This is a genomic window from Streptomyces longhuiensis, assembly GCF_020616555.1.
Lineage (GTDB): Bacteria > Actinomycetota > Actinomycetes > Streptomycetales > Streptomycetaceae > Streptomyces > Streptomyces longhuiensis.
Map to the genome: position 1 here is coordinate 4,581,438 of NZ_CP085173.1, position 13,360 is coordinate 4,594,797.

At 70.2% G+C, this 13,360-nt stretch carries 13 protein-coding genes; 8 read left to right on the top strand and 5 right to left on the bottom strand.

Translation table 11 applies throughout. From position 1 onward, the window contains the following. Positions 1-42: 42 nt before the first annotated feature. Together LGI35_RS21180 and serC are read left to right on the top strand one after the other, a co-directional pair. Entirely contained in the window at positions 43-1,254 is a 1,212-nt protein-coding gene (locus LGI35_RS21180) for a cytochrome P450 family protein (RefSeq protein WP_227295442.1), read from the top strand. 138 nt (positions 1,255-1,392) lie between these two features. Beyond that, positions 1,393-2,511, top strand: a complete 1,119-nt coding sequence (gene serC / locus LGI35_RS21185) for a phosphoserine transaminase (RefSeq protein ID WP_227295444.1) — start codon at positions 1,393-1,395, stop codon at positions 2,509-2,511. A 100-nt stretch (positions 2,512-2,611) separates the two neighbouring features. On the opposite strand, the gene LGI35_RS21190 is transcribed toward serC, so the two are convergent. Beyond that, positions 2,612-3,586, bottom strand: a complete 975-nt coding sequence (locus LGI35_RS21190) for a WD40 repeat domain-containing protein (RefSeq protein WP_227295446.1) — start codon at positions 3,584-3,586, stop codon at positions 2,612-2,614. Positions 3,587-3,655: 69 nt separating this feature from the next. On the opposite strand from LGI35_RS21190, the gene LGI35_RS21195 reads away from it, so the two are divergent. Together LGI35_RS21195 and LGI35_RS21200 are read left to right on the top strand one after the other, a co-directional pair. After that, positions 3,656-4,348 carry an SGNH/GDSL hydrolase family protein gene (locus LGI35_RS21195; RefSeq protein WP_227295448.1) on the top strand — a complete coding sequence of 231 codons (693 nt, stop codon included), beginning with the start codon at positions 3,656-3,658 and terminating at the stop codon, positions 4,346-4,348. 30 nt (positions 4,349-4,378) lie between these two features. Then, on the top strand, positions 4,379-5,374 hold the full coding sequence (locus LGI35_RS21200; protein WP_227295449.1) for an aldo/keto reductase: 996 nt from the start codon (positions 4,379-4,381) through the stop codon (positions 5,372-5,374). A gap of 161 nt (positions 5,375-5,535) precedes the next feature. On the opposite strand, the gene thpR is transcribed toward LGI35_RS21200, so the two are convergent. Further along, positions 5,536-6,105: an RNA 2',3'-cyclic phosphodiesterase gene (thpR, locus tag LGI35_RS21205; protein ID WP_227295450.1), complete on the bottom strand. Its 570-nt coding sequence runs from the start codon at positions 6,103-6,105 to the stop codon at positions 5,536-5,538. Between the two features lie 17 nt (positions 6,106-6,122). Between thpR and LGI35_RS21210 the strand changes: the two genes are divergently transcribed. Further along, positions 6,123-6,620: a GNAT family N-acetyltransferase gene (locus LGI35_RS21210; RefSeq protein ID WP_227295451.1), complete on the top strand. Its 498-nt coding sequence runs from the start codon at positions 6,123-6,125 to the stop codon at positions 6,618-6,620. A 17-nt stretch (positions 6,621-6,637) separates the two neighbouring features. Here LGI35_RS21210 and LGI35_RS21215 read toward each other — a convergent pair whose 3' ends face one another. Together LGI35_RS21215 and LGI35_RS21220 are read right to left on the bottom strand one after the other, a co-directional pair. Then, positions 6,638-7,981 (bottom strand): MFS transporter, encoded by a 1,344-nt coding sequence (locus LGI35_RS21215; RefSeq protein WP_116512391.1) that lies wholly within the window; start codon positions 7,979-7,981, stop codon positions 6,638-6,640. Between the two features lie 69 nt (positions 7,982-8,050). Continuing rightward, positions 8,051-8,488 carry a MarR family winged helix-turn-helix transcriptional regulator gene (locus LGI35_RS21220; protein WP_100595753.1) on the bottom strand — a complete coding sequence of 146 codons (438 nt, stop codon included), beginning with the start codon at positions 8,486-8,488 and terminating at the stop codon, positions 8,051-8,053. Between the two features lie 154 nt (positions 8,489-8,642). On the opposite strand from LGI35_RS21220, the gene LGI35_RS21225 reads away from it, so the two are divergent. Continuing rightward, positions 8,643-8,825, top strand: coding sequence for a BrnA antitoxin family protein (locus LGI35_RS21225; protein WP_227295453.1), 183 nt, complete (start codon positions 8,643-8,645; stop codon positions 8,823-8,825). Between the two features lie 55 nt (positions 8,826-8,880). Here the strand turns inward: LGI35_RS21225 and LGI35_RS21230 are convergent, their stop codons facing one another. Continuing rightward, positions 8,881-10,326: an NCS2 family permease gene (locus LGI35_RS21230; RefSeq protein WP_227295455.1), complete on the bottom strand. Its 1,446-nt coding sequence runs from the start codon at positions 10,324-10,326 to the stop codon at positions 8,881-8,883. A 190-nt stretch (positions 10,327-10,516) separates the two neighbouring features. Between LGI35_RS21230 and LGI35_RS21235 the strand changes: the two genes are divergently transcribed. Together LGI35_RS21235 and LGI35_RS21240 are read left to right on the top strand one after the other, a co-directional pair. Beyond that, the gene (locus LGI35_RS21235; RefSeq protein WP_227295457.1) at positions 10,517-10,783 is read left to right on the top strand and encodes a DUF2530 domain-containing protein; all 267 of its coding nucleotides are present in this window, start codon (positions 10,517-10,519) and stop codon (positions 10,781-10,783) included. A gap of 145 nt (positions 10,784-10,928) precedes the next feature. Continuing rightward, positions 10,929-13,328, top strand: a complete 2,400-nt coding sequence (locus LGI35_RS21240) for an HAD-IC family P-type ATPase (RefSeq protein ID WP_227295459.1) — start codon at positions 10,929-10,931, stop codon at positions 13,326-13,328. The last annotated feature ends 32 nt before the right edge of the window (positions 13,329-13,360 follow it).

Sequence of the window (13,360 nt, forward strand, 5' to 3'; positions counted from 1 at the left end):
CCCCGGGAACAACAACAGTTCGCCACGACAGGAGCAACGCCCATGCCCCGCATAGCCCTCGACCCGTTCGTCACCGACCTTGACGCCGAGAGCGCCGCACTGCGCGCCGCGGGACCCCTCGCCGAGGCCGAGCTGCCCGGCGGCGTACCCGTATGGGCCGTCACGCACCACGCGGAGGCGCGCCAACTCCTCACGGACCGGCGCCTGGTGAAGGACATCGAGGTGTGGGACGCGTGGCGGCGCGGCGAGATCCCGGCCGACTGGCCGCTGATCGGGCTCGCCAACCCGGGCCGTTCCATGCTGACGGTCGACGGCGAGGACCACCGCAGACTGCGCACGCTCGTCGCGCAGGCCCTCACGCCCCGCCGGGTGGAGCTGATGCGCGACCGGATCGCGCGGCGCACCGGGGAGCTCCTGGACGCCCTGCCCAAGGACGGCACCACCGTCGACCTCAAGGCCGCGTTCGCCTACCCCCTGCCCATGTACGTGATCGCCGACCTGATGGGCATCGACGACTCGGCGCTGCCCCGCCTGAAGGTCCTGTTCGAGAAGTTCTTCTCGACGCAGACCCCGCCCGCGGAGGTCGTCGCGACGCTGACGGAGCTGGCCGGGATCATGGCGGCCACGGTCGCGGCCCGGCGCGCCGAGCCCGGCGACGACCTGACGAGCGCGCTGATCCTGGCGGCGGGCGACGACGGCGACCGGCTCACCGACGAGGAGATCGTCTCCACGCTCCAGCTCATGGTCGCGGCGGGCCACGAGACGACGATCTCGCTGATCGTCAACGCCGTGGTGAACCTGTCCGTCCACCCCGAGCAGCTCGCCCAGGTCCTCTCCGGCGAGGTGCCGTGGGAGGCCGTGGTCGAGGAGACGCTGCGCTACGCCACACCGACGTCGCACGTCCTGATCCGCTTCGCCGCCGAGGACGTACCGGTCGGCGACAAGGTGATCGCGAAGGGCGACGCGCTGATCGTGTCGTACGGGGCGATCGGCCGGGACGAGGCCGCCCACGGTCCCGGCGCGGGTGACTTCGACATCACCCGCACCTCCCCGAACCGGCACATCTCGTTCGGTCACGGCCCGCACGTGTGCCCGGGGGCGGCGCTCTCGCGCCTGGAGGCGGCGGTGGCGCTGCCCGCCCTGTACGCCCGCTTCCCCGACCTCACCCTCGCCGTCCCGCCCACCGCCCTGCGCAACAAGCCGGTGGTCACCCAGAACGACCTGTTCGAGCTGCCGGTACGGCTGTTCGGCTGACGCGAATCGTCGGGACGTCATTTCAGCCCCTCCGGTGTTCGAGGAGCGGGGTCCGGGGCGGAGCCCCGTGACGGGACCATGAGTCTCACCGGGCGGACACGGTGATTCCAGGCTCCCGCGAGCCGCTAGGCTCGCCCCGTGGCTGAGATCCAGATTCCCGCTGACATCAAGCCCGCCGACGGACGTTTCGGCGCGGGCCCCTCCAAGGTGCGCACGGAGGCGCTGGACGCCCTGGCCGCCACCGGCACGTCCCTGCTCGGCACCTCCCATCGCCAGGCCCCGGTCAAGAACCTGGTCGGCCGGGTGCGCGAAGGGGTCAAGGACCTCTTCCAGCTCCCCGAGGGCTACGAGGTGATCCTGGGCAACGGCGGCTCCACCGCCTTCTGGGACGTGGCGACGCACGGCCTGATCGAGAACAAGTCGCAGCACCTGAACTTCGGCGAGTTCTCCTCCAAGTTCGCGAAGGCCTCGAAGCTGGCCCCGTGGCTGGCCGAGCCGACCGTCATCGCCTCCGAGCCCGGCACGCACCCCGAGCCCCAGGCCGAGGCGGGCGTCGACGTGTACGGCCTCACGCACAACGAGACCTCCACCGGTGTCGCCGCCCCGATCAAGCGCGTGGCGGGTGCCGACGAGGGCGCCCTCGTCCTGGTGGACGCGACCTCCGGCGCCGGCGGTCTGCCCGTCGACATCGCCGAGACGGACGTCTACTACTTCGCTCCGCAGAAGTCGTTCGCGTCGGACGGCGGCCTGTGGCTGGCGGCGTTCTCGCCGGCCGCCCTGGAGCGCGCCGAGCGCATCCACGCGTCGGGCCGTCACATCCCGGAGTTCTTCTCGCTGCCGACGGCGATCGACAACTCCCGCAAGAACCAGACGTACAACACCCCGGCGCTCGCGACGCTGTTCCTGCTCGGTGAGCAGCTGGAGTGGATGAACAGCCAGGGTGGTCTCGCCTGGACGACGGCCCGCACCAAGGACTCCTCGTCGCGCCTGTACGGCTGGGCCGAGGACTCGAAGTACGCGACGCCGTTCGTCACGGACGCGGCGAAGCGTTCGCAGGTCATCGGCACGATCGACTTCTCGGACGAGATCGACGCGGCCGCGGTCGCCAAGGTGCTGCGCGCCAACGGCATCGTCGACACGGAGCCGTACCGCAAGCTGGGCCGCAACCAGCTGCGCATCGCGATGTTCCCGGCGATCGACCCGGCGGACGTCGAGGCACTGACGAAGTGCATCGACTACGTGATCGAGAAGCTCTAGTCGCACCGGTTCTACGCGGATGGGGCGCCCGGCACTTCGCCGGGCGCCCCATCCGCGTAGAGGGTGACAGAGCGCCCGGGGAGTGCCTGCCCCGGCTGCGCTACTTCTTCGGCCGCCTCAGCAGCCGCCCGATCCCGAAGACGACGATGACCACGGCGACGAGCCCGACCGCGCTCGCGCTGAGGCCCGTGCCGATGCGCCCGTCGCCCGAATCGCCGCTCCCCGAGGGTGACTTCGAGTCGTCCCCGGACTCGCCGCCGACCTGTACGGGCTCCACCGAACTGCCCCGGCCCTCGCTCCCGTAGAGCAGCGTCTTCCCGTCGACGGTGTACGTGACGGACTCGCCCTGGGGCTGCATCGGCACGTTCAACTGCCCCTCGCGCTCGGGCTTGCCGTCCTTCCAGGCGTACGAGATCCCGCCGAAGTAGCCGCGCAGGGCGAGGTGCTTGCCGTCGGGCGAGAACGCGCCGTCCGTCACCCACAGGTCGATGCCGGAGACGCGACGGAAGACGTTCGTGCCCGACGCGGACAGGTTCTGGGGGCCCTCGTAGAGGCCGCCGCCGTCCTCGTTCTTCTCGGCGATGTAGACGCGCCCGGTCTTCGGATGGACCATCAGCGCCTCGGCGTTGCGGGGCCCGTCCGCGTACTGGACGGTGAACTGCGTGGCCCGCACGGTCTGGTCGCGCAGTTCCTTCGGCTCCGGCAGCTTGTAGATCCACACGTGGGACCACTTGCCGCCGAGGTTGTCGCCGATGTCGCCGACGTAGAGGTTGTCGTCGGGGCCGATGGAGATGGCCTCGACGTCACGGGGGGCGCCGACGCCGGTCAGGGTGAGGGTGGCGACGGTTTCGCCGGTCCTGCCGTCGATCGCGTACAGGTACGCGCCGTCGCTGCTGTCGTTGTGGGTCCAGTAGATGCCCGGGTGGATCCGGGACGCGGCGAGGCCGCTGGACTCGGTGATCCGGGGGTCCTTGATGGTGAACCCGTCGCTGCCGGGGTCGTCCGCCACGGCGGGAGCGGTGGCACCGAACGCGAGAACGACGGCGGCTCCGGCCGCACCCAGAAACGAACGCATGCCCCCAGCTTGCCAGGGCGTGCTCAGCGTCACACACTCCGCCCGCCCGTGATCCGCGATGATGAGCGGATGCTCAGGTTCACTTTCGTCGGCGACTCGATGACGATAGGCAGCGCGGGCGAACTCACCTGGCGTTACCGGATGTGGCAGCATCTGCGGGCCGCGTACGGCGACGGCGTGTTCGAGATCGCCGGGCCGCGCGAGACGCTCTACGACAAGACGGCGAACGCCGCGGTGTCGCACGACTACGCGGACGCGGACCCCGCGTTCCCGCGCGCCCACCTCGCGGGCTGGGGCGAGGGCTGGCTGCACATGGCGCCCGTCATCGAGGAGGCGGTCGCGCTCGCGCGTACCGACGTCCTGCTCATCTCGCTCGGCCTGATCGATCTCGGCTTCTACACGAATGCGGAGCAGACCGCGCAGAACGTGCGTCGCTTCGTCGCCGGGGCCCGCGCCGCGAACCCGCGGGTGCGGATGGTCCTGCTGCCGGTCATCCCGAACGTGCGCGCCGAGACGGACGCGCCGTTCGCCGCGGAGGTCGCGCACTTCAACACCCTCCTCGCGAAGGCGGTCGCCGACCTCGACTCGGGCCACTCCCCCCTGCTTCTCGCATCGGTGCCGGAGTCGTACGACATCCACGTGGACACGTACGACGGCACGCACCCGAACGCGAGCGGTGAGCGCAAGCTCGCGGACACGTTCGCGCGGGCGATGCGGCAGGCGTGGGGTCCGCTGAACGCCCGGCCCGGGGGCCTTGCCTAGAGTCCACTCCACGCCGTTGGCTGGGGACTCATGAAGTACACGCAGCTCGGACGCACAGGACTCAAGGTCAGCCGGCTCGTTCTCGGCACGATGAACTTCGGTCCGCAGACCGACGAGGCCGACAGCCACGCGATCATGGACACGGCGCTGGCCTCGGGGATCAACTACTTCGACACCGCCAACGTCTACGGCTGGGGCGAGAACAAGGGCCGCACCGAGGAGATCATCGGCAGCTGGTTCGCCCAGGGGGGCGACCGGCGGGACAAGACGGTCCTGGCCACGAAGGTCTACGGCAACATGGCCGGCGCGGGCACCGATTCGCCCTGGCCCAACCACGACAAGCTCTCCGCGGTCAACATCCGCCGCGCCGTCGAGGCCAGCCTCAAGCGGCTGGGGACGGACTACATCGACATCTACCAGTTCCACCACGTCGACCGTGAGACCCCCTTCGAGGAGATCTGGCAGGCCGTCGACGTCCTGATCCAGCAGGGCAAGATCCTGTACGCCGGATCGTCGAACTTCCCCGGCTACAAGATCGCCCAGGCCAACGAGAAGGCGGCCGCGCGCGGCACCCTCGGGCTCGTCAGCGAGCAGTGCCTCTACAACCTCGCGGAGCGCCGCGCCGAGATGGAGGTCATCCCGGCCGCGCAGGAGTACGGCCTCGGGGTCATCCCCTGGTCGCCGCTGCACGGCGGTCTGCTGGGCGGGGTCATCAAGAAGGAGGTCGAGGGCGGGCGTCGCGCGAGCGGCCGGGCCGCGGACGCGCTCGCGAACCCGGAGACGCGCGCCCAGCTCCAGGCCTACGAGGACCTGCTCGACAAGCACGGCCTCGCGCCCGGCGAGGCGGCGCTGGCCTGGCTGCTGACCCGTCCCGGCGTCACCGGGCCCATCGTCGGCCCGCGTACCTCGGAGCAGCTCGACTCGGCGCTGCGCGCGGTCGAGCTGGAACTGAGCGAGGAGGTCCTCACGGGCCTGGACGAGATCTTCCCGGGCCCGGGGCCCTCACCGGAGGCGTTCGCCTGGTAGAGCCGGGGCCTCGCGCGGCCTGGTAGCGGTGCGGCTGCGGGTACGGCGCGGCGCGGCCGCGGTCACTTTCCGACCGCGGCCGCCACCGCGACGACGGCGAACATCAGTACCAGCACAACGGCCATGATCCGGTTACGGCTCTTCGGGTCCACGCTTCGAGATTAACCCGTGGCCGAAAGAGGCCAGCCGCCGACCTTCTCGTAGCGGGGCCGCTCGCCGCGTACCCCGGACGTCGGCAGCCGGCTGCGGACGAGTGCCAGCTCGCCGACCGTCCACTGTTCGCCGGTGAAGGTGTCGAGGGCCGCCGCGTACGGCGTGAGGTGGACGGCTCCGGAGCCACGGGCCAGCGTGAGGTGCGGCCGGTAGTGGCGGTGGTCCTCCGTGTCGAGGCCGGCCTTGCGGGCCGCGGCCCCGGCCCGCTCGGCGAGCCGCCGCAGCGCCGCCACGTCACCGGACGCGCCCACCCACAGGGCCCGGTCCCCGAAGTGCCCGCCGCCGCGCAGGGCGAGCGGGAAGGGCGCGGTGCGGGCCGCCGCCCGTTCCAGGCGCCTCGACAGCTCGGGCACGGTCTCGTCCGGTACCTCGCCGTAGAAGGCCAGCGTGAAGTGCCAGCCGGGGCGGCCGGTCCACCGCAGGCCCTCGGCCCCCTCGGAACCTGTCAACTGGTCGACGGCGCGCTCCAGTTCGGCCACCGCCTCGTCCGGCGGAAGCACTGCTGCGAAAAGTCTCACGGGGTTAGTGTCCCCGTATGGAGATCAGAAAGGGCGGCGCAGCGGACATCCCGGCGATAGTCGGCCTGTTCGACGGGGCCATGGAGTGGCTGGTGTCACAGGGACGTACGGGGCAGTGGGGCGAGAGGCCGTGGTCGCAGCGTCCGCGGGCCGTGGAGATGGTCGAGGAGTACGTGGCCAAGGGCGAACCGTGGATCGCGGAGATCGACGGCACCCCGGTCGGCACGCTGACGCTCTCGAAGGGGCCAGGCTCGTACGTGGAGCCGGCCGGTGAGCCCGAGCGCTACGTCCACCTGCTCGCGGCCCGGCACGGCAGCGGGGCGGGCGCCGCGCTGCTCGCCCACGCCGTACAGGAGACGCGCAGGGCGGGCGTCCCGCTCCTGCGCGTCGACTGTTACGCGGGCGACGACGGCAAGCTCGTCGCGTTCTACGAGGCGAACGGCTTCGTCCGCACCGAGTCGTTCATCGGGCCCGACGGCGTCTGGCCGGGCCAGGTGCTCGCCCGGCGCGTCTGACGGTCAGGCCCCTCGGCTCACGCCGCCGTGGCCAGCTGCTCGCGCGGTACGAACTGCACGTGCTGCTGTCCGCGGCGCAGGTCGAGCTTCAGCCGCAGGTTCGCGGCGCGGGCCAGCATCAGTGCGACGCCGACCGCGGCCGTGGCGCACACGAGGCCGCCGAGCGCGAAGCTGATCCGGACCCCGTACTGGTCGGCGATCCAGCCGAACAGGGGCCCGCCGAGCGGCGTACCGCCCGTGAACACCATCATGAACAGGGACATGACGCGGCCCCGCATCTCGGGGTCGGTGGCCATCTGGACGGACGAGTTCGCGGTCACGTTGACCGTGAGGCCGAGGATGCCGAGCAGCACGATCAGCGGCGCGAAGACCCAGACGTCGGGCGCGAACGCGGCCACGACCTCCAGGACACCGAAGCCGACCGCGGCTCCCGCGAGGACGCGCAGCCGGGTGGAGCGGCGCCGCGCGGCGAGCAGCGCACCGGCCAGCGAGCCGAGGGCCATGAGGGTGTTGAACACGCCGTACATGCCGACCCCGCCGTGGAAGACGTCGTCGGCGTAGGCGCTCAGCCAGATCGGGAAGTTGAAGCCGAAGGTGCCGACGAATCCGACGAGGACGATCGGCCAGATCAGCTCGGGGTGCTTGGAGACGTAGTCGAGGCCCTCGCGGAGCTGGCCCTTGCCGCGCGGGGCGCGGGGGGTGTGGTGCAGCTCGCGGGTGCGCATCAGGCAGAGGCTGGTGAGCGGGGCGAGGAAGGAGAGGCCGTTGGCAAGGAACGCCCAGCCCGGACCGACGGCAGCGGTGAGTCCACTCGCGACCGCGGGACCGATCAGGCGTGCCGACTGGAAGTTCGCCGAGTTCAGGCTGACCGCGTTGCGGACCTGGTCGGGGCCGACCATCTCGGAGACGAAGGACTGGCGGGTCGGGTTGTCGACGACGGTGACGAGGCCGGTGAAGAAGGCCGCGAGGTAGACGTGCCAGACCTGGACGTTCCCGGTGAGGGTGAGCGCGGCGAGGAAGAGCCCGGACAGGCTCATGGCGCCCTGGGTGACGAACAGGAGGTTCCGCTTGGCGAAACGGTCGGCGATGACGCCGCCGTAGAGGCCGAACAGGAGCATCGGCAGGAACTGCATGGCCGTGGTGACACCGACGGCCGCCGAGGAGCCGGTGATGCTGAGCACCAGCCAGTCCTGGGTGATGCGGGCCATCCAGGTGCCGGTGTTGGAAACGACGGCCCCGGTCGCGAAGAGCCGGTAGTTACGGATCTTCAGCGAGCTGAACATCGAGCTCTTGCGGGGGCGGTCGGTCTTGTCGAGGGCGGTTGGTGCGGGGGCGGAGTCTGCTCCGGGTCCCGTACTCAATGCGGGTTCGCCTCCTTGGCGGCCGTGAACGGCAGGTCGACGACGCCCCGAAGGGCATGGCACAGGGGCTTACAGGTGGGCGAGCTTCTCCAGGACGGGGGCGGCGGCGCGGATCTTGGCCCACTCGTCCTCGTCCAGGTTCTCCACGAGCGAGGCCAGCCACGCGTTGCGCTTGCGGCGGCTCTCTTCGAGCATGGCCTCGGCCTGCTCGGTGGAGGTGACGACCTTCTGTCGCCGGTCCTCGGGATGCGGCTCCAGCCGGACGAGCCCCTTGGCCTCCAGCAGCGCGACGATGCGGGTCATCGACGGCGGCTGCACGTGCTCCTTGCGGGCGAGTTCGCCCGGAGTCGCGCTGCCGCAGCGGGCGAGGGTGCCGAGCACCGACATTTCTGTGGGGCTCAGCGACTCGTCGACCCGCTGGTGCTTGAGTCGGCGCGACAGGCGCATCACCGCTGAGCGCAAGGCGTTCACGGCGGCTGCGTCGTCGCCATGGGAGAGGTCCGGCATGTCCTTAGCTTAACTCATTACTCTTTCTAAAGACCACTCGGATTCCCGTGACTCCGCCCACTGAACCCTCCGCGACCCCCTCCGTCACCCATATGAGTGACGTGGCCACGAAAAGTGACACGCGGGCGGACAGGGGCCCGCGACCCTGTTGCGCATGGGATCGACAGTGCTCAGCCTGCGGATAGACGGTGAGCTGCTCGAGCGGCTCAAGGCCCACGCCGCCAAAAGAGGAATGAGCGTCCAGGACTATGTGGTCCGGACGCTCATTCGGGACGACTTCGACGAACGCTTCGCGACGTCCGTCGAGAAGACAGAGGCTTTCTACGGGGCCGCGTAGGACCTGCGGGCCGTCAGGAGCCGGGTGCGCGGTTTCCCGCGCCCCGTCAGGGCGCTCAGGTCAGACCCAGCGCCGGCATCAGGTAGTAGAAGGCGAATACCCCCGCGACGATGTACATCGCGACCGGCACCGAACGGGCGCGGCCCGCCGCGACCCGCAGCAGGGTGAAGGTGATGAAGCCCATCCCGATGCCGTTGGTGATCGAGTACGTGAACGGCATCATCAGCATCGTCACGAAGGCCGGGATGGCGATCGTGTAGTCGCTCCAGTCGATGGCCCCGATCGACCCCGACAGGATCAGGAAGCCGACCGCGAGCAGCGCGGGCGTGGCGGCCTGGGACGGGACCATCGTGGCGATCGGCGTGAGGAACAGCGCGACGGCGAAGAGACCGCCGGTGATCACGTTGGCGAAACCGGTGCGGGCGCCCTCGCCGACACCGGCGGTGGACTCCACGAAGCAGGTGGTGGCCGACGAGGACGAGGCGCCGCCCGCGGCGACGGCGATGCCGTCGATGAAGAGGACCTTGTTCATGCCGGGCATCTGACCGTTCTCGTCGGTCAGCTTGGCCTCGTCGCTGATACCCATGATCGTGCCCATCGCGTCGAAGAAGCACGACAGCAGCACGGTGAAGACGAAGAGGATGCCGGTCAGCAGGCCGACCTTGTCGAAGCCGCCGAACAGGCTGACCTGGCCGACCAGACCGAAGTCCGGCATCTCGACCGGGTTGCCGGGCCACTTGGGCGTCGTCAGGCCCCAGCTCGGGACGTTGGCGACCGCCTCGATGAACACCGCGACGAGCGTCATGACGACGATGGAGATCAGGATGGCGCCCGGCACCTTGCGCACGATCAGCGCGAGGGTGAGCAGCACGCCGAGCACGAAGACGAGGACGGGCCAGCCGTTGAGGTGACCGTCGCTGCCGAGCTGGAGCGGCACCGTGGTGTGCGCGGCGTCCGGGATACGGGAGACGAAGCCCGAGTCGACCAGGCCGATCAGCATGATGAACAGGCCGATACCGATCGCGATGCCCTTGCGCAGGCCGAGCGGCACGGCGTTCATGACGCGCTCGCGCAGACCGGTCGCCACCAGGAGCATCACGACGAAGCCCGCGAGGACGACCATGCCCATCGCGTCGGGCCACGACATGCGGGGCGCGAGCTGGAGGGCGACGACGGTGTTCACGCCGAGGCCGGCGGCGAGCGCGATCGGGACGTTGCCGATGACACCCATGAGCAGGGTCGTGAAGGCGGCGGTGAGCGCGGTCGCGGTGACCAGCTGGCCGTTGTCGAGCTGGTGCCCGTACATGTCCTTCGCGCTGCCGAGAATGATCGGGTTCAGCACGATGATGTAGGCCATCGCGAAGAAGGTGGCGAAGCCGCCACGGATCTCCCGGCTGACCGTCGAGCCCCGCTCGGAGATCTTGAAGAAGCGGTCGAGGCCGTTCTTGGGGGCCGACGGCGGCTCGATGAGATCGACCGGGGCGGGGGCCGAGCTGGACATGGATGACCTCTGGATCGTGTGCTTGTGGGGGCGCTGTTTGGCGTTTTCTACGAACAGAAGTGGCCAGACTCAGGCCGTTTCAGTATGAACATATGAGCAAGAATTCGCTATCTCCGCGCGTAGACCCTTGACCCATAAGGGTTCCGGGGCGACTGAAGATGTCGTTTCGTGCTCCTCGTAAGCTGTGCCCATGGAGAAGTGGACCCCCAAGCACGAGGCACCCGAGCCCCTTGAAGGGCCCGTGGTCGCCACCATCACGGGCGGCACGATCCTGTGGTTCGTCCTCTTCCTGGTGCAGCTGCCGTTCTACGGCTGGTTCGACGACCACGGCCACACCTGGTGGGTGTGGACCTGCCTGGCCGGCGCCGGACTCGGACTCATCGGCATCTGGTACGTACGGGGACGCGACGCGGCGCTCAAGCGCGCGGCCGCCGAAGCGGGCCCGGCACCCGAGTAGCGGCCTGCCCGGCCCCCGGGCAGTGGCCGGCGCCCCGTCCGCGTACGACCACGGGACCGGTCCCCGCCCCGCCACGTCCTCCCGGAGTCGGATCTTTGGCGCACCCGAGGGGTGAAGCCGCAAATCCGCCCGTACTGTCGTTTGCATGACGCACATCGACGCGGGCTCCGAGCTGGACCCCGTCCACCCGGTGCCGCTCCCCCAGCGGGCGAGGGGGCTCACCACCGGCGAGGTGGCCGAGCGCGTCGCGCGCGGCGAGATCAACGACATACCGGTCCACAGCTCCCGCTCCACCACCGAGATCATCCGCGCGAACGTCTTCACGCGGTTCAACGCGATCATCGGCGTCCTCTGGCTGATCATGCTGTTCGTCGCGCCGTTCCAGGACAGCCTCTTCGGCTACGTCATCCTCGCGAACACCGGCATCGGCATCATCCAGGAGCTGCGCGCCAAGAAGACCCTCGACTCGCTCGCCGTCATCGGTGAGGCGAAACCGACGGTCCGCCGCGACGGGCGCGCCACCGAGATCTCCACCTCCGCCATCGTCCTCGGCGACCTGATCGAGATCGGGCCGGGCGACAAGATCGTCGTGGACGGTGTGTGCGCCGAGGCCGACGGGCTGGAGATCGACGAGTCCCTGCTCACCGGCGAGGCCGACCCCGTCGTCAAGCACCACGGCGACCAGGTCATGTCCGGCAGCTTCGTCGTCGCCGGCGGCGGCGCCTTCACCGCCACGAAGGTCGGCCGCGAGGCCTACGCCGCGCAGCTCGCCGAGGAGGCCAGCCGCTTCACCCTCGTCCACTCCGAGCTGCGCACCGGCATCTCCACCATCCTCAAGTACGTCACCTGGATGATGGTCCCGACCGCGATCGGCCTCGTCATCAGCCAGCTCGTGGTCAAGGAGAACGACTTCAAGGACTCCGTCGCGCGGACCGTCGGCGGCATCGTGCCGATGGTCCCCGAGGGGCTCGTCCTGCTCACCTCCGTCGCCTTCGCGATCGGCGTGATCCGCCTCGGCCGCAAGCAGTGCCTCGTCCAGGAACTCCCCGCCATCGAGGGCCTCGCCCGCGTCGACACCGTCTGCCTCGACAAGACGGGCACCCTCACCGAGGGCGGCATGGACGTCACCGAGCTGCGTCCGCTCGGCGGCGCCGACGAGGGCTACGTACGCAAGGTGCTCGGCGCGCTCGGCGAGTCCGACCCGCGGCCCAACGCCTCGCTCCAGGCGATCATCGACGCCTACCCCGACAGCGAGGAGTGGCGCTGCACCGAGTCGCTGCCCTTCTCCTCCGCCCGCAAGTACAGCGGCGCCGCGTTCAGCGAGGGCGACGGCACCACCAGCGCGTGGCTGCTCGGCGCGCCCGACGTTCTCCTGCCGGCCGGGCACCCGGTGCTCGCCGAGACCGAAGAGCTCAACCACCGCGGCCTGCGCGTCCTGCTCCTGGCCCGCGCCCGCGGCGACCTCGACGACCGTGCGGTCGAGAAGGGCGCCGAGGCCGTCGCCCTGGTCGCGATGGAGCAGCGGCTGCGGCCCGACGCGGCGGACACGCTGCGGTACTTCGCCGACCAGGGTGTCCACGCGAAGGTCATCTCCGGGGACAACGCGGTGTCGGTGGGCGCCGTCGCCGGGAAGCTGGGCCTCGCGGGTGCCCAGGACACGGTCGACGCCCGCACGCTCCCCGCCGACCAGGCCGGGATGGCCAAGGCCCTCGACGAGAACACCGTGTTCGGTCGCGTCACCCCGCAGCAGAAGCGCGACATGGTCGGCGCCCTCCAGTCCCACGGGCACACGGTCGCGATGACGGGCGACGGCGTGAACGACGTGCTCGCCCTCAAGGACGCCGACATCGGCGTCTCCATGGGCTCGGGCTCGGAGGCGACCCGCGCCGTCGCGCAGATCGTGCTCCTCAACAACAGCTTCTCCACGCTGCCGTCGGTCGTCGCCGAGGGCCGCCGCGTCATCGGAAACATCACGCGCGTCGCGTCCCTGTTCCTGGTCAAGACGGTCTACTCGGTACTGCTCGCCGTCCTCGTGGTCTGCTTCCAGATCGAGTACCCGTTCCTGCCCCGGCACCTGACGCTGCTGTCGACGCTGACGATCGGCATCCCCGCGTTCTTCCTGGCGCTCGCGCCCAACAAGGAGCGGGCCAAACCGCAGTTCGTGAGGCGCGTGATGCGGTACGCGATCCCGGGCGGCGTCGTCGCCGGGACCGCCACCTTCGTGACGTACGTGATCGCCCGGCACTACTACACGGGCTCCGGCGCGCTCGACGCCGAGACGAGTTCGGCGACGCTGACGCTGTTCCTCGTCTCGATGTGGGTCCTCGCGATCATCGCGCGGCCCTACACGTGGTGGCGGGTGTGCCTGGTGGCCGCGATGGGCGCGGCGTTCCTGCTCGTCCTCGTGGTGCCGTGGCTCCAGGACTTCTTCGCGCTGAAGCTGGTGGGTGCGTCGATGCCGTGGACGGCGGTCGGCATCGCGGCGGTGGCGGCGGTCGCCCTGGAATACGCATGGCGCTGGGTCGACCGCCGCTTTCCCGTGTGAGGGGCCCCGTCAGCGAGGGGGCCCCGTCAGGG

What these genes read in the sequence shown, in the direction of transcription:
- LGI35_RS21180 (WP_227295442.1), top strand. Translation starts at nt 43, where the DNA reads ATGCCCCGCATAGCCCTCGACCCGTTCGTCACCGACCTTGACGCCGAG.
- LGI35_RS21190 (WP_227295446.1), bottom strand. Translation starts at nt 3,586, where the DNA reads ATGCGTTCGTTTCTGGGTGCGGCCGGAGCCGCCGTCGTTCTCGCGTTC.
- LGI35_RS21195 (WP_227295448.1), top strand. Translation starts at nt 3,656, where the DNA reads ATGCTCAGGTTCACTTTCGTCGGCGACTCGATGACGATAGGCAGCGCG.
- LGI35_RS21200 (WP_227295449.1), top strand. Translation starts at nt 4,379, where the DNA reads ATGAAGTACACGCAGCTCGGACGCACAGGACTCAAGGTCAGCCGGCTC.
- LGI35_RS21210 (WP_227295451.1), top strand. Translation starts at nt 6,123, where the DNA reads ATGGAGATCAGAAAGGGCGGCGCAGCGGACATCCCGGCGATAGTCGGC.
- LGI35_RS21220 (WP_100595753.1), bottom strand. Translation starts at nt 8,488, where the DNA reads ATGCCGGACCTCTCCCATGGCGACGACGCAGCCGCCGTGAACGCCTTG.
- LGI35_RS21225 (WP_227295453.1), top strand. Translation starts at nt 8,643, where the DNA reads ATGGGATCGACAGTGCTCAGCCTGCGGATAGACGGTGAGCTGCTCGAG.
- LGI35_RS21230 (WP_227295455.1), bottom strand. Translation starts at nt 10,326, where the DNA reads ATGTCCAGCTCGGCCCCCGCCCCGGTCGATCTCATCGAGCCGCCGTCG.
- LGI35_RS21235 (WP_227295457.1), top strand. Translation starts at nt 10,517, where the DNA reads ATGGAGAAGTGGACCCCCAAGCACGAGGCACCCGAGCCCCTTGAAGGG.
- LGI35_RS21240 (WP_227295459.1), top strand. Translation starts at nt 10,929, where the DNA reads ATGACGCACATCGACGCGGGCTCCGAGCTGGACCCCGTCCACCCGGTG.